We start from the raw sequence: 13,785 nt of genomic DNA on the forward strand, positions 1-13,785 counted from the left end.
CGCGGCCGAAGGAACCCGCATGAAACAGTATCTCGATCTCGTCCGCACCATTCTCGACACCGGCACCTGGCAGGAGAACCGCACGGGCATCCGCACCATCAGCATGCCCGGCGCGATGCTGCGCTTCGACCTCCAGCAAGGCTTTCCGGCCGTGACGACGAAGAAGCTCGCGTTCAAGTCCGCGATCGGCGAGCTGGTCGGCTTCCTGCGCGCGTCGCGCAGCGCCGCCGATTTCCGCGCGCTCGGCTGCAAGGTGTGGGACGCCAATGCGAACGAGAACGCGCAATGGCTCGCGAATCCGTACCGGCAGGGCGTGGACGATCTCGGCGACGTATACGGCGTGCAATGGCGCCGGTGGCCCGGCTACAAGGTGCTCGACGCGGGCGCCGACGCGCAGATCGCCGACGCGACCGGCCGCGGCTTTCGGATCGTCGCGCGTTTCGACGAGGACGGGGCGCCGAAGGTGCTGTTGTACAAGGCGATCGACCAGCTGCGCCAGTGTCTCGACACGATCATGCAGGACCCGGGCAGCCGCCGCATCCTGTTCCACGGGTGGAATCCGGCGGTGCTCGACGAGATCGCGCTGCCGGCTTGCCACTTGCTGTACCAGTTCCTGCCGAACGTTGCGAAGCGCGAGATCTCGCTGTGCCTGTACATCCGCAGCAACGACGTCGGACTCGGCACGCCGTTCAACCTGACGGAAGGGGCCGCGCTGCTGTCGCTCGTCGGCCGGCTGACCGGCTATACGCCGCGCTGGTTCACGTATTTCGTCGGGGACGCGCACATCTACGAGAACCAGCTCGACATGCTGCAGCAGCAGCTCGCGCGCGAGCCGTACGAGAGCCCGCGGCTCGCGATCGCCGATCGCGTGCCGGAGTATGCGCAGACGGGCGTGTACGCGCCCGAATGGCTGGAGAAGGTCGAGCCGTCCGACTTCTCGCTCGTCGGCTACCGGCATCATGAGCCGCTGACCGCGCCGATGGCCGTCTGAGCGCCGCGCGCTCGCGCGACGCTGATCCCGCTTCGCACGAAGGCCCGACCGGCTTGCGCCGGCCGGGCTTTTTTTCATCTGCGCGGGCGCTTACTGGCGATGGCGGTCGTCATGACCATTGTTGTGCGGCGCCTGCGGCGGAGGGCTGCTCTGGACGTGCGGTGCGGGCATCGACGGACGAGGCTCCATGCGCGGCGGCTGCGCCGGTGGCCGCGGCTCCATGCGTGGCGCCTGCATCTGCGGACGCGGTTCCATATGCGGTTCCATATGCGGCGCCTGCATCTGCGGCCGGGCTTCCACATGGGGCGGGGGCAGTTGCGGCCGGGGCAAGGCCTGCATCTGCATCGCCGGCGGTTGCTGTCGCGGCGTCTCGCGAGCGGGGGCCGGCGGGCGATATTCGTTCGCTCGCGGCGGCGCGACGTCCTGGCGCGGCGCGGGCGGCGCGTAGTCGCCACGCGGGCGCGGCGCCGGGGTCGCGTCGTCGGGCCGCGGCTGCCCGTGCTGCGCCGGCGTGGAGAAATCGGGGCGCGGTTGCGGCGTCGGGGCGGCGAGGTCGGCCCTCGGGTTCGGCAATGCGCGTGGCGTAGGCGCGGTTTCGGCCGGCCGCGCGGCCGGCGCCGGTGCGGCGTCAGGGCGCGGCGGCTGCATCGCGCTGCGCACCGGCGGCAGCGCGTTCTGTCCCGCCGGATGGGTCGCGGTCGGCGCGCCGGACGAGCCGGGCGCCGCGCGCTGCCGGTCGATCGGCGGGTGCGGCTGCATCCACGCGGGCGATGGCGCAGGCGCGGCCTGCGCGGCGCGCGCGCCGCCGCGCAGCTCGGGCGCGTTGCCGAACGATGGCGGATGCGGGACGTCGGGCGCCGGCGCCGCGGCGGCGTGTTGGCCCGCGGGCGCGTTCGGCGCGGCGCCGTTCATCAAATGCGGTGCACGCGCGGGCTCGCCGTTCGCCGGATGGCCGCCGTGCATGGCGCCCATCAGCGCAGCCGCGCCCAGGCCGGCGGCGGCAGCGCCGACCCCGGCCGCGGCGAGGCCGGACGGGCCGGACGGGCCCGCATGCGCGGCGCCGGGCTGGCCTTCGGCCTGCGCATGCGTCGGCTGCACGACCGGGCCGTGTGGATTGACGAGCTGCACGTTGCGCATCGCCCAGCCGCTCTCGTGCGGATTGCCGGGCACCTTGACCGGGCGCGGCGTGTAGTCGGGCGGCACGCTGGTTTTCACCACCGGTGCGCCCGCGCCGGGCACGCGTGCGCCTTGCTGGACCAGATGCTCGGCCGCCCGGTCGCGGAACGCGGGCGGCACGGCCGGGTTGCGCGTCGCGATGACCGGATGCTGCGCGACGGCGGCCGGCGGACGATAGGCGGCGTTGCGCAGCCCGCCGGTGAAGCTCTGGCGCACCGGCGCGATGCCCGGCGTACCCGGCGTCACGTGCGCGTTGCGCCACTGCTGCGGGTCGACGTGCTGCGCGAAGTGCGCGACCGGCTGGCCATGCACGAACGCGGTCGCGGGCACGGCCGTGATCGCGTGCGGCGCGCGGTAATTGATGTACGTGTTGTTGATGTTGGTGATGTTCGTCACGTTCACGGTCTTGTTCACGTTGACGTTGTTCACCACGATGTTCCGGTTCACGCGGTCGTAGTAATGCGGGCTCCAGCCGCCCCAGCCCGGATGCCAGCGTTCGCCCGGGCCGAGCGGGAACCACGCGCAGCCCGCCGCGGCGACGCCGCCGACCGTGAGCCCGATGCTCCAGTCGAAGCCGCCGCCCCCGCCGCCGACGAACGCGACGAGCGCCGGCGCATAGACGGGCGGCTCGCTGACGACGACCGGACCGGGCACCCACGCCCAGCTGTCGTCGACGTAGGCCCAGCGGCCGTAGTGATACGGCGCGAAGCCCCACGGTGCGTCATCGACCCAGGTCCAGCCCCACGGCGCCTGCCAGATCCAGTGGCCGTCGTGGTACGGCGCCCAGCCCTCCGGCACGTCGTTCGGCACCCACGTTGCGCCGTAGGTCGGGTTCTCGCGCCACGTGCCGTTCGCGTCGAGGTCCTGATAGCCGGGAATGTCGCGCGACACGTAGCGGGCCGACACCGAGCGGTCTTCGCCGGCATCGCGGCCGGCGGCCCATTGGTCGAATGGATCGAGGCCCGGCGTCGGCGCCTGCTGCGCGACCTGCAGGCTGGTGCCGGTGAACACGACCTGCTGCCCGGCCGACAGCGGGTACTGGCCGTTGTCGCCGTAGACGGTCGCGCTGCCGCGCCGCACGGTGACCGTCGTGCTCGCGCCGTTCGGCGCGACGTCGACGCGGTAGTCGCCGGGGCCGGCGATGCCGAGCGCGAGGTTGGGTGTGTCGATTTCATATGACGTGCCGGGCGGCAGCGAACGCACGTGCGTCGACACGGAGCCGAGGCCGACCTTCAGCTGCGTCGTCGTGTCGTCGAGATTCATCACCGACAGGCTCGTCGATTCGCCGAGCCGCACGGCGGTCGAGCCGATGTGCAGCTCCGAGCGCGCCCCCGCGTCGTTCCACAACTGGTCGCCGGTGGTCAGCGGCCGATTCACGGCGGCGTACGACCAGGTATCGGTGCCGGCCGGCTCGGTCGTCACGGCGCCCGACAGGTAATTGAGCCGCGCGACGCGCCCGGGCGGATCGCCTTGCTGCTGTTGCCGGGCGGCCGCGTACGGCGGCGCGCCCGTCGACTGCGCGAATGCGGGGGGCAGCGCGGCCAGCGCGGCGAAGGCGAGCAGGGTGACGCGTGTGGTGCGTTTGAGCGTGAACAGGGTGGCCATGATGAGCGTCTTTCGTCGTTATCCCGGCGCGTCGATTCGTGCCGTTGAATTCACAATATCCGCTCAGGCTGTTTCAGTGCTCTGTGTTTTGTAAGACCTCATGCCCGTCATGTAACAAAACTTGTCCGCCGCACGTGCGCGTCATGGGGCTGTAAGCCACGCGTCGAGCGCCTGCTGTCCGGGCACGGTCACGCGCAGCACGCGCGGCCGCTCGGTGCGCTCGACCCAGCCCTGCGCGCAGAAGCTGTCGAGCAGCGCCGCGCCGAGCGCGCCGCCGAGGTGCGAGCGGCGCTCGCTCCAGTCCAGGCAGCCGCACGCGAAGCGGCGCCGGCGCGTGCGCTGCTGCGCGACGTCGATGCCCCAGCGCGCGAGCGCCTGCGTGCCGAGCTCGGTTGCGTCGACCGCGTCGCCTTGCGTGTCCAGCCAGCCGCGCGCGGTGAGCGCGTCGAAGATGCGCACGGCGAGCTCGCCCGCCATGTGGTCGTAGCAGGTGCGCGCGTAGCGCAGCTCGGCGGGCACGGCGCGCGACGGCGGCGGAACCGGCCGGTGCGGCGCGGCCGCGCGGGCGACGTTCGCGAGCGCCTCGAGCGACGCGGCGATGTCGGCGGACGCGATCCGGTAATAGCGGTGCCGGCCGCGGACGTCGAGCGCGAGCAGCCCGCCTTCGGTCAGGCGCGCGAGGTGCGCGCTGGCGGCGGACGGCGACAGCCCGGCGACCAGCGTGAGCTCGCCGGCGGGGCGGGCGCTGCCGTCCATCAGCACCCACAGCATCGCGGCCCGCCCGGGGTCGGCGATCAGCGCGCCGATGCGGCTCAGGCCCGGAAAATGGTGGTCGTCGGAGTCGGTCATCTTGGCGCCTCGGAGAAGGGGGATGTCTCGCAGTGTAGGCGCTGATCGTATTCGATGTTTCGCGTCGGGCTGAAATGTCGAGTGCGGAGGGCCGGTGGCGGAGGGCCGGCCGCCCCGCGCGTACAATGGCCGGGCGCGGCGGCAGTGGGGCCGCCGCATGCGACACGATGCGACGATGAAGACGATTTTCTGCATGCTGGCGGCCGCGCTGGTCTGCGCGGCTTGCGCACAAGGCGGCGCGAGCGCCGCGGACGAACGCGGCAGCCATATCGAGATGTACGGCGTGATCGACCAGGGCGTGACGGTGCGTCGCTGACCAGGGGCGCATCGCCCGTCCGGCGTGACCCGCTCCCGCTCCCGCGCGCCGGGCCGGCCGGCGCGCCGCGGCGCATTGTCGCGGTGCACCGCGCAGTGCACCGTATAATGGCGCCGTTTGCCGTGCCCCCCGCCGCCTGGAGTCAACAAGATGTCCGCCTCGTCCCCCGCCACCGCGACTCTCGATCGCAACGAAACCGTTTTCCGCTTCCTCGCCGAGCCGTCGTCCGTGAACTTCGGCGGCAAGGTGCATGGCGGTGCGCTGATGAAATGGATCGACGAGGTCGCCTACGCGTGCGCGGCAGTCTGGTCGAGCCGCTACTGCGTGACGGTCAGCGTCGGCAACATCCGCTTCCAGCGTCCGATCATGGTCGGCAACCTGGTCGAGTTGAAAGCGCGCGTCGTCGCGACGGGGCGCACCAGCATGCACATCCACGTGTCGGTGCACGCCGGCGATCCGAAGGGCGGCGTGCTGCGCCAGACGACCGACTGCCTCGTCGTGTTCGTCGCCGTCGACGAGAACGGCAACCCGCTGCCGGTGCCGCCGTTCGTGCCGGAGACCGACGAGCAGAAGCGCCTCGCGAAGTACGCGATGGACGTGCGCGCCGCGCTCGACAAGATCGTCGAGATGAAGCCCGAAGAGGTCGCGAAGGGCACGGTCTGACGCAAGCGCCGCCGTGCCGGACCCGTCGCGCGCCGCGCGATGCCGGCGGCGCGCGACCCGCGCGTCAGCGCGTCCCGATCATCTGCTCGGGACGCACCCATTCATCGAATTCCGCGTCGGTCAGATAGCCGAGCGCGAGCGCGGCGGCCTTCAGCGTCGTGCCTTCCTTGTGCGCCTTCTTCGCGATCTGCGCGGCCTTGTCGTAGCCGATGTGCGGATTGAGCGCCGTCACGAGCATCAGCGATTCGTTGAGCAGCAGGTCGATGCGAGCGCGGTTCGGCTCGATGCCGACCGCGCAATGGTCGTTGAAGCTCTGCGCGCCGTCGGCGAGCAGCCGCACGGATTGCAGCACGTTGTGCGCGATCATCGGCCGGAACACGTTCAGCTCGAAATTGCCGCTCGCGCCGCCGACGTTCACCGCGACGTCGTTGCCGAACACCTGGCAGCACAGCATCGTCACGGCTTCGGACTGCGTCGGGTTCACCTTGCCCGGCATGATCGAGCTGCCCGGCTCGTTCTCGGGAATCGACAGCTCGCCGAGCCCGCAACGCGGCCCGCTCGCGAGCCAGCGGACGTCGTTGGCGATCTTCATCAGGCTTGCCGCGACGGTCTTCAGCGCGCCGTGCGCGAACACCAGCGCGTCGGCGGCCGCCATCACCTCGAACTTGCTCGGCGCGCTCACGAACGGCAGCTTCGCCAGGCGGCCGATTTCGTCGGCGACGCGCACCGCGAATTCCGGATGCGCGTTCAGCCCGGTGCCGACCGCGGTGCCGCCGAGCGCGAGCTCGTACAGGTGCGGCAGCGCCGATTCGACGTGCCGGATGCCCTGGTCGAGCTGCGCGACGTAGCCGGAGAATTCCTGGCCGAGCGTGAGCGGCGTCGCGTCCTGCAAGTGCGTGCGGCCAATCTTCACGATGTCGGCGAACGCCTTCGACTTCGCGTCGAGCGTCGCGCGCAGCGTGCGCAGCGCGGGCAGCAGGTGGTTGACGATCGCATACGCGGCGGCGACGTGCATCGCGGTCGGGAACACGTCGTTCGACGACTGGCCGCGGTTCACGTCGTCGTTCGGATGGACCTTGCGCGCTTCACCGCGCTCGCCGCCCATCAGCTCGCTTGCGCGGTTCGCGATCACCTCGTTGAGGTTCATGTTGGTCTGCGTGCCGGAGCCGGTCTGCCAGACCGCGAGCGGGAATTCGCGCGGATGCTGGCCCGCGATGATCTCGTCGGCCGCCGCGATGATCGCGTGCGCCTTGTCGGCGGCCAGCACGCCGAGCGACTGGTTCACGGCCGCCGCCGCGCGCTTCACGATCGCGAGCGCGTGGATCAGCTCCGGCGACTGCTTCTCGGTCGAGATCCGGAAATTCTGCAGCGAGCGCTCGGTCTGCGCGCCCCAGAGCCGGGCGGCCGGCACGGCGATCTCGCCGAACGTGTCGCGTTCCATCCGAACTGCTTCGTTCATGATGCACTCCTCTTCGAAAGGGGAAAGGCCGCGCGGCGCGCGGCGTCGGGCGTATCGTGGGCAGGCCGCGCCGCTCGTGCGCGGCGTCTCTTCGGCGGGCCTGGCGCAGGCCCGTGATCTGCGTGATCCGGGTGAACAGCCGCTAGCATAGCGCCGGCGGCGGTTTTGCGCCGTCGGGCGCGCTCACGCGCGCAGCGTGGCGAGCGACGCGCTCTTGCGGTGGAAGCGCCACGCCATCAGCGCGGCGACGCTCGCGAGCCCGGCCGCGAGCCCCCACCACAGGCCGCGCGCGCCGAGACCCGCGTGGAACGCGAGCCAGTAGCCGGTCGGAAAGCCGATGCCCCAGTAGCCGAGGGTAGCGGCGAGCATCGGCACGCGCGTGTCCTTCAGGCCGCGCAGCGCGCCGGAGCCGACCGTCTGCATGCCGTCGACGATCTGGAACACCGCGGCGATGCCGAGCAGCGACGCGGCGAGCGACACCGTGGCGGCATTGGCGGGGTCGTCGAGGCGCAGGTAGAGGCTGACGATCGTGTGCGGCGCGACGATCATCACGAGGCCCGACAGCGACATGAACGCGACCCCGAGCCCGAGCGCGACGAAGCCCGCGTGCCGCGCGGCCACGGCGTTGCCCGCGCCGGCCCAGTAGCCGACCCGGACGTTGGCTGCCTGGCCGATCGCGAGCGGCACCATGAACGATACCGACGCGACGTTCAGCGCGATCTGGTGCGCGGCGAGCGACGTCGCGCCGAGCACGCCGACCGTGAGGCCGGTGGCGAGGAACAGCGTCGATTCGACCCCGTACGTGATCGCGACCGGCCAGCCGATGCCGATCAGCTCGCCCATCATCGGCAGCTTCGGGCGCGATACGGTCACGAAGTGCTTGAACCGCTGGCGGCCGTGCAGCAGCCACACGAGCGCGAGCGCGCTGAGCCAGATCGTGATCGTCGTCGCGACCGCGGAGCCGAGAAAGCCGAGCCGCGGCAGCCCGAACGCGCCGTGGATCAGCCCGTAGTTCAGCACCGCGTTGACGCCGACGCCGCCGATCGATACCCACAGCAGCCGTCGCGCGGCGCCGATCGCGGGCAGGAACGAGCGCATCAGGCCGACGCCGATCAGGCTGCCGAGCGCGGCGAACCGCAGGATGCCCGTGTATTCGCCGACGTTGCGCGCGAGCGCCGGCGGCTCGTGGAACATCAGCAGGATCGGCTCGGAAAGCGACAGCGCGACGATCGCGGGGATCGCGAGCAGCACGGATAGCGCGAAGCCCGTCCAGTAGATGTGCGGCACGCGATGATCGGCTTGCGCGCCGCGCGCGTGCGCGACGCTGACGCTGATCGACGACAGGACGCCCTGCAGCACCGTGACGATGACGAAGAAGAAGTTCGCGCCGAGGCCGCCCGCCGCGAGCGAATCGGGGCCGAGCGACCCGAGCAGCACGGTGTCGGTGACGCTCATCGCCATCTGCGACAGTTGCGCAATGGCGAGCGGGGCGGCGAGGCGCGCGGTATCGGCGGCGTGACTGGACAGGGAGGGCGGCGCGGCGGCCGTCCGCGAGAGACCGGAATGCGACATGGAATGAACGCCTGCGCGGGTGCCGGCCCGCGCTGTGTTTATTTTGAGAGAGGCGCCTAGCTTACGGGTTTATTCGCACCGTGTCGAACGAGGGGCGATGGCCCTGTCGCGCGCAGGGTCGGGTGCGGCGTCGCGCGGCCGGATGCTTGCGCTACGCGCCGTGCACCGCGATGCGCGTGTCGCCGAGCAGCACGACCTGGCCTGCGCGGATCTTGCAGGTCTTGCGGAGTTCGACTGCGCCGTCGACCTTCACCGCGCCGGACGCGACGATTCCCTTCGCGGAGCCGCCGCTGTCGGCGAGGCCGGTGATCTTCAGGAGGTTGTGCAACTCGACGAATTCGCCGGTCAGCGTGAAATCCAGATTGGGCATGACGAGGAAAGCGCGCGGGGCGCGGGATGAATCGCCCCGCATCATACGGCACCGGAAGCCTGCGCGCGAGCGCGGCGATACGGCGTCGGCGCGGGATGTTAAAGAGTGTGAGCGATTCGTCAGCAAATGAAACGGTGGGTAACAGTCTGCGAGATCGGCGAACCCGTCCTGCGAACGCCGGGTCTCTAGGCGTACCTGTTGCATGTTGCGGCGGGGGACGCGATGGACCGCATCGATGCAGTCCACGCCAACAACTTCTTGAGGAGGATTGTCATGTCCACGATTCGTACGATGCTGATCGGTGCCGCGCTGACGGCGTTCGCGACCTCGGCTGCGTTTGCGCAGACGGCGGGCGCACAAGGCTCGGCAGGCGCCGGCGTGCAGGTTCAGACGCCGGCCGCCGGTGCGGGCATGCAGGGCGGCGCCGACGCGTCGGGCGGCGCGACCGGCGCAATGAGCTCGGCGACTGACGAGGCGAAGGACACCGCATCGTCGGCCGTCCACTCGACGAAGAAGCACGTCAAGCACGCCGCGAAGTCGGCGAAGGGGCACGCCAGCGCCGCGAAGGCGAAGGCCGGCGAAGCCGCCGACGGCGGCGCATCGGCCGGCGTGAAGGGCGGTGCGTCGGCCGAAGGCGCCACGCAGTAACGTCGTTCGTCCGCCGCGCGACGCTCGCCCCGGAAGGCGCGTCGTGGCGGCGGCATCAACCCGGCGGCCCGGTTCGCTTCGCGCGGCCCGGGCCGTTGTTCATGGCCGCGAGCGCGCGGTCACGGCCGGCGCTGTTCGGGCGTCTGGCCCTGTTGCGTGCGCACCGCGGGCGGCGAGAACACGCTGCGCAGCCACGCGGCGAGCCGCGCGAACACGTCGTACGGTTCCTCGACGAAGATTTCCGGCTTCAGGAGCCGCAGGTATTCCATGATCTGCTGCGCTTCCGCCTTCTGGAACGAGCCGTGCGCGAGCGCCAGCCGCAGCAGCCCGCGCAGTTCGCCGAGCTTGTCGCGCGCCGTGCTGCCGACGCTCATCTCACACGCGAGCTTGGCTTCGTAGATCCGCTGCCGCAGCGATTCCGCGAGCCGCCACGCGGGCGTCTGCATCTGCTCCTCGAGCGCCTGGATGTCCAGCACCGCGCTCTTGATCTGCGCGGCGAGCGGATCGATCAGGGTCGCATCGCCCTGCGCTTCGGCGACGATCGCCTTCGCCCAGTCGCGGCATGCCTTCGCCAGCTCGTCGGGCGTCCATTCCGAGCGCGACGCGAAGCCGAAGCCGAATTCGCCGGCCTGCCGCATCAGGATCGCGACCACGTCCGGGAATTCCTTGTCGAGCGTGCGCTTGGCCCACGCATACTGGCCGCCCTCCAGCATGCGCTGCACGGCGTGCTCGGTGAGCGGCACCATGTTGTCGAGCAGTTTTGCGCGCAGGAAATCCTCGAACGACGGCGTCGCGAACTGCGGGTCGAGTTTCAGCGACACGCGCACGAATGCGTCGTAGTCCTTGCGCAAGGACGCGAGCGTGTCGTCCTTGAGGGAAAGGGTGATCTGGCCCATGAATCGTCTCGGTGGCGGCCCGCGCCGGCCGGATGCCGGGGTCTCGCGCGCCGGCGCCGGCGCGTCGTCGACGGTCCGGCGCGCGCCGGGACCGACAGCGGGTCTTCAACCGTTTATCGGCCGGGCGGCGCGAAACTTGAGCGGGATGTGCGCTCGCGCATTCCGGGGCGCCGGTTCAGCCGGGCAGCCAGCCGTGCGGCAGCACCACGCCCTGCCAGAAGAAGAACATCGCGAGCCCGGCCGCGATCGTCACGAGCGGCCGGCGCGTCGCCGCCGACACGAGCACCGCGGCGAGCGCGCCGACGAGCTGCGGATTGCGCCACGTCAGCTCGGCCGCGCCGCCGTGCGGCGACACGGTCATCGGCACGATGATCGCGGTCAGCACGGTGACGGGCACGAAGCCGAGCGCCGTGCGCGCGAGCGGCGGGAACGTCAGCCGCTCGCCGAACAGGAACAGCGTCGCGCGGATTGCATAGGTGATGGCGGCCATGCCGAGGATCAGCAGCGCGTAGCTCACGATGCGGCCTCCGGGTGCGAGCCGGCGCGTGCGCGGTCCTGCAGCAGCGTCAGCGCGACGCCGACGACAACCCCCGCCGCGACCGCGCCCAGCAGGCCGAGCTTGTACGGCCAGCCCTGCCAGTAATACGCGAGCACGCCGGCCGTCGCGGCGGCCGAGAAATAGCGCAGCGTGCCCAGTTGCGGCACGACGATCGCGATGAAGGTCGCCGCCATCGCGAAGTCGAGGCCGAGCGACTGGAGCCCCGGGAATGCCGAGCCGAACCCCAGGCCGGCGAGCGTCCAGATCTGCCAGTTCACGTACATCGCGAGTCCCGAGCCGAAGAAGTAGTGCGGGCCGATCGCGCCCGGCGGGAAATGCCGATAGTGCGCGTACGCGACCGCGAACACCTCGTCGGTCATCAGCGCGCCGAGCGTCGCGCGCCAGCGCAGCGGCAGATGGGCGACGTACGGCGCGAGCGTCGCGCTGTACAGCAGGTGGCGCAGGTTAACGATCAGCGTCGTCGCAAGCACGACGACGAAGCTCGCGCCGCCCGCGACGAGCCCGAGCGCGATGAACTGCGCAGAGCCGGCGAACACGGTCAGCGACATCAGCGCGCCGTGCCAGCCGGCGAGCGGACCGCCGGCGACGAGCGTGCCGAAGATCACGCCGAACGGCGCTGCGCCGACCATCATCGGGATCGTGTCGCGGGCGCCGTCGAGCCATTCGTTCAGCGGACGGCGTGGGGATGACGCGGATGAGTGATTCACGATTGTCACGATTGCTCCTCCATATGCGGGAGGATAGCGGGCCGGCGAACGGGCGGCTTGTACGTTCTTGCGCTGCCGGGCAGGCGGCGCCGTTGCGTGCGTCGCCGGCGGCCTGCAGCGATGCGCCGGGGCGTCAGCGTGTCTGCCAGCGCCCCGGCGGCACGCCGAACATCCGCCTGAAGTGGCGGGTGAAATGGCTCTGGTCGACGAAGCCGCTGGCCGCGGCAACCTCGGCGACGGCCGCGCCCGCGCGCAGCGGCGCGAGCGCGCGCTGCAACCGCAACTGGTTGCGCCACGCGTGCGGCGGCATGCCGGTCGTGCGCGTAAACAGGCGCGCCGCATGGAACGGCGACAAGCCCGCCGCCTGCGCGATCTCGTCGAGCGTGACCGCGCCCGTCAGGTCGGCGGCAAGCCGCTCGCGCATCGCTTCGACGCGCGGTTCGTCCGCGACGAGCGACGCCGGCCGCAGATGCGCGTCCGCGTGGCGCACGATCAGCGTCGAGAATGCGTCGAGCATCGCCGTCTCGGCGGCGAGCGGGTCGTAGATCCGCGGCGCGTCGGGCATCGCGGTGGCGTCGGCCGGCGGCCCGCAGTCATGTGGCGCCGGCGCGCGTACGCTGCCGGCCTCCATCATCCGGTGCGCCCGCGCGACCCGGGCCGCAAGATCCGGATCGCGGATCACGTCGTGCGGAAACCACGGCGCATCCTGCGGGCGTCCGGCGATCGTGCTCGCGAGCGACCGGATGAACTCGACCGGCACGTAGCAGACCCGGTAGCGCCAGCCGTCGTCGGCCGCGCGCGAGCCGGTGTGCACTTCGCCGGGATTGATCACGGGGACGGTGCCCGTGTCGGCGACATGGCCGGCGCCGCGACAGACATAGCGTTCGGCGCCCGCTTCGATGACGGGGATCGTGTACGCGTCGTGCCAGTGCGGCGCGAACGTGTGGTCGCGATAGGTGGCCGTGACGAGATCCGCGTCCGGCAGGAGCGGGGTGCGCCAGTAGCGGGCGGAATCTCGGAGGCGGGCGGCGGACATGGCGGGCACTGGATCGGGCGAATCGACAGTGTAGTCCCGCGTGCCGGTTGCGGCTTACTTGACGGGGATCGGCGTGGCGGCCGGCACCGGCACCGCGGTCACGCTGTTCTTCGGGCTGCCGCTGACGACCCGGTCGCTGTAGGTCAGGTAGACGAGCGTGTTGCGCTTCTTGTCGACCACGCGCACGACATGAAGCGTCTTGAAGATGAACGACATGCGTTCGCTGAACACGTCGGTCTGCTGCTTGAGCGGGCCGGTGAAGCTGATCGGGCCGACCTGCCGGCACGCGATCGACGCCTCGCTCGGATCCTCGGCGAGGCCGAGCGAGCCCTTGATCCCGCCGGTGCGTGCGCGCGACACGTAGCAGGTCACGCCGGCGACGAGCGGATCGTCGTAGGCCTCGACGACCACGCGGTCGGAACCCGTCAGGCGGAAATTGGTGTTGACGCTGCCGACTTCCTCCGCGTGCGCGAGCGGCGCGGCGGCAAGCGTGGCGAGGAGGAGGGCGGACGGCGCGACGGCGGCAAGACGGCTCTTCATCGGCGAAATCTGAAGCGATTGCGGGACAGAGACTCTAGCACGCTCGGATCGCGTTATCGTGCCGACGCCGGAAAAACAAAAGGCCCGTCGCTTGACGGGCCTTTCGCTGTTTGGCTCCCCGACCTGGGCTCGAACCAGGGACCTACGGATTAACAGTCCGGCGCTCTACCGACTGAGCTATCGGGGAATAAATCGGTATCTTCTGCGTTTGGTGGCCATCAAAAAACCCGTCCACTTTCAACGGGCTCTTTGCATTTTTGGCTCCCCGACCTGGGCTCGAACCAGGGACCTACGGATTAACAGTCCGGCGCTCTACCGACTGAGCTATCGGGGAACAAACAGCAGAGAAACGAGATTCTATGGGGTGTTGGTTAGGCTGTCAACACCTTTTATGCCCG

At 70.6% G+C, this 13,785-nt stretch carries 14 protein-coding genes and 2 tRNA genes; 4 read left to right on the forward strand and 12 right to left on the reverse strand.

From position 1 onward, the window contains the following. Nucleotides 1-19 precede the first annotated feature (19 nt). Nucleotides 20-991 (forward strand): thymidylate synthase, encoded by a 972-nt coding sequence (locus KY49_RS03960; RefSeq protein WP_042584550.1) that lies wholly within the window; start codon nucleotides 20-22, stop codon nucleotides 989-991. A gap of 90 nt (nucleotides 992-1,081) precedes the next feature. On the opposite strand, the gene KY49_RS03965 is transcribed toward KY49_RS03960, so the two are convergent. Further along, nucleotides 1,082-3,772: a DUF6600 domain-containing protein gene (locus tag KY49_RS03965; RefSeq protein ID WP_042583444.1), complete on the reverse strand. Its 2,691-nt coding sequence runs from the start codon at nucleotides 3,770-3,772 to the stop codon at nucleotides 1,082-1,084. Nucleotides 3,773-3,913: 141 nt separating this feature from the next. Next, entirely contained in the window at nucleotides 3,914-4,621 is a 708-nt protein-coding gene (locus KY49_RS03970; protein WP_042583445.1) for an ArsR/SmtB family transcription factor, read from the reverse strand. A gap of 175 nt (nucleotides 4,622-4,796) precedes the next feature. On the opposite strand from KY49_RS03970, the gene KY49_RS38020 reads away from it, so the two are divergent. Both KY49_RS38020 and KY49_RS03980 read left to right on the forward strand, forming a co-directional pair. Further along, on the forward strand, nucleotides 4,797-4,937 hold the full coding sequence (locus KY49_RS38020) for a hypothetical protein (protein WP_175550627.1): 141 nt from the start codon (nucleotides 4,797-4,799) through the stop codon (nucleotides 4,935-4,937). 150 nt (nucleotides 4,938-5,087) lie between these two features. Further along, complete coding sequence (locus tag KY49_RS03980) at nucleotides 5,088-5,600, forward strand: acyl-CoA thioesterase (protein ID WP_010091795.1); 513 nt, start codon at nucleotides 5,088-5,090, stop codon at nucleotides 5,598-5,600. 64 nt (nucleotides 5,601-5,664) lie between these two features. Here the strand turns inward: KY49_RS03980 and fumC are convergent, their stop codons facing one another. The 3 genes from fumC to KY49_RS03995 form a co-directional block, all read right to left on the reverse strand. Beyond that, nucleotides 5,665-7,059: a class II fumarate hydratase gene (gene fumC / locus KY49_RS03985; RefSeq protein ID WP_042583447.1), complete on the reverse strand. Its 1,395-nt coding sequence runs from the start codon at nucleotides 7,057-7,059 to the stop codon at nucleotides 5,665-5,667. A gap of 183 nt (nucleotides 7,060-7,242) precedes the next feature. Next, complete coding sequence (gene norM / locus KY49_RS03990; RefSeq protein WP_042583448.1) at nucleotides 7,243-8,631, reverse strand: multidrug efflux MATE transporter NorM; 1,389 nt, start codon at nucleotides 8,629-8,631, stop codon at nucleotides 7,243-7,245. Nucleotides 8,632-8,782: 151 nt separating this feature from the next. Continuing rightward, a complete protein-coding gene (locus tag KY49_RS03995) occupies nucleotides 8,783-9,001 on the reverse strand; it encodes an RNA-binding S4 domain-containing protein (RefSeq protein ID WP_029226469.1) in 219 nt (72 codons plus the stop codon). A 273-nt stretch (nucleotides 9,002-9,274) separates the two neighbouring features. Between KY49_RS03995 and KY49_RS04000 the strand changes: the two genes are divergently transcribed. Next, complete coding sequence (locus tag KY49_RS04000) at nucleotides 9,275-9,649, forward strand: hypothetical protein (RefSeq protein WP_042583449.1); 375 nt, start codon at nucleotides 9,275-9,277, stop codon at nucleotides 9,647-9,649. Nucleotides 9,650-9,768: 119 nt separating this feature from the next. Here KY49_RS04000 and KY49_RS04005 read toward each other — a convergent pair whose 3' ends face one another. From KY49_RS04005 to KY49_RS04035, 7 genes are all read right to left on the reverse strand, one after another. Further along, nucleotides 9,769-10,545, reverse strand: a complete 777-nt coding sequence (locus KY49_RS04005) for a DUF4088 family protein (protein WP_010091800.1) — start codon at nucleotides 10,543-10,545, stop codon at nucleotides 9,769-9,771. A gap of 175 nt (nucleotides 10,546-10,720) precedes the next feature. Next, nucleotides 10,721-11,062, reverse strand: coding sequence for an AzlD domain-containing protein (locus KY49_RS04010; RefSeq protein WP_042583450.1), 342 nt, complete (start codon nucleotides 11,060-11,062; stop codon nucleotides 10,721-10,723). Continuing rightward, nucleotides 11,059-11,811, reverse strand: coding sequence for an AzlC family ABC transporter permease (locus KY49_RS04015; RefSeq protein ID WP_042583451.1), 753 nt, complete (start codon nucleotides 11,809-11,811; stop codon nucleotides 11,059-11,061). The genes KY49_RS04010 and KY49_RS04015 overlap by 4 nt, the downstream gene beginning before the upstream one ends. Before the next feature lie 133 nt (nucleotides 11,812-11,944). After that, nucleotides 11,945-12,847 carry an AraC family transcriptional regulator gene (locus tag KY49_RS04020; RefSeq protein ID WP_042583452.1) on the reverse strand — a complete coding sequence of 301 codons (903 nt, stop codon included), beginning with the start codon at nucleotides 12,845-12,847 and terminating at the stop codon, nucleotides 11,945-11,947. A 54-nt stretch (nucleotides 12,848-12,901) separates the two neighbouring features. Continuing rightward, nucleotides 12,902-13,387, reverse strand: coding sequence for a CreA family protein (locus KY49_RS04025; RefSeq protein ID WP_042583453.1), 486 nt, complete (start codon nucleotides 13,385-13,387; stop codon nucleotides 12,902-12,904). A gap of 111 nt (nucleotides 13,388-13,498) precedes the next feature. Further along, nucleotides 13,499-13,574 (reverse strand) — tRNA-Asn (locus KY49_RS04030). A gap of 71 nt (nucleotides 13,575-13,645) precedes the next feature. Continuing rightward, nucleotides 13,646-13,721: transfer RNA gene (locus KY49_RS04035), tRNA-Asn, on the reverse strand. Nucleotides 13,722-13,785: the final 64 nt, after the last annotated feature.

The sequence above is a fragment of the Burkholderia sp. MSHR3999 genome (genome assembly GCF_000833595.1).
Lineage (GTDB): Bacteria > Pseudomonadota > Gammaproteobacteria > Burkholderiales > Burkholderiaceae > Burkholderia > Burkholderia ubonensis.

What these genes read in the sequence shown, in the direction of transcription:
- KY49_RS03960 (WP_042584550.1), top strand. Translation starts at nt 20, where the DNA reads ATGAAACAGTATCTCGATCTCGTCCGCACCATTCTCGACACCGGCACC.
- KY49_RS03965 (WP_042583444.1), bottom strand. Translation starts at nt 3,772, where the DNA reads ATGGCCACCCTGTTCACGCTCAAACGCACCACACGCGTCACCCTGCTC.
- KY49_RS03970 (WP_042583445.1), bottom strand. Translation starts at nt 4,621, where the DNA reads ATGACCGACTCCGACGACCACCATTTTCCGGGCCTGAGCCGCATCGGC.
- KY49_RS38020 (WP_175550627.1), top strand. Translation starts at nt 4,797, where the DNA reads ATGAAGACGATTTTCTGCATGCTGGCGGCCGCGCTGGTCTGCGCGGCT.
- KY49_RS03980 (WP_010091795.1), top strand. Translation starts at nt 5,088, where the DNA reads ATGTCCGCCTCGTCCCCCGCCACCGCGACTCTCGATCGCAACGAAACC.
- fumC (WP_042583447.1), bottom strand. Translation starts at nt 7,059, where the DNA reads ATGAACGAAGCAGTTCGGATGGAACGCGACACGTTCGGCGAGATCGCC.
- norM (WP_042583448.1), bottom strand. Translation starts at nt 8,631, where the DNA reads ATGTCGCATTCCGGTCTCTCGCGGACGGCCGCCGCGCCGCCCTCCCTG.
- KY49_RS03995 (WP_029226469.1), bottom strand. Translation starts at nt 9,001, where the DNA reads ATGCCCAATCTGGATTTCACGCTGACCGGCGAATTCGTCGAGTTGCAC.
- KY49_RS04000 (WP_042583449.1), top strand. Translation starts at nt 9,275, where the DNA reads ATGTCCACGATTCGTACGATGCTGATCGGTGCCGCGCTGACGGCGTTC.
- KY49_RS04005 (WP_010091800.1), bottom strand. Translation starts at nt 10,545, where the DNA reads ATGGGCCAGATCACCCTTTCCCTCAAGGACGACACGCTCGCGTCCTTG.
- KY49_RS04020 (WP_042583452.1), bottom strand. Translation starts at nt 12,847, where the DNA reads ATGTCCGCCGCCCGCCTCCGAGATTCCGCCCGCTACTGGCGCACCCCG.
- KY49_RS04025 (WP_042583453.1), bottom strand. Translation starts at nt 13,387, where the DNA reads ATGAAGAGCCGTCTTGCCGCCGTCGCGCCGTCCGCCCTCCTCCTCGCC.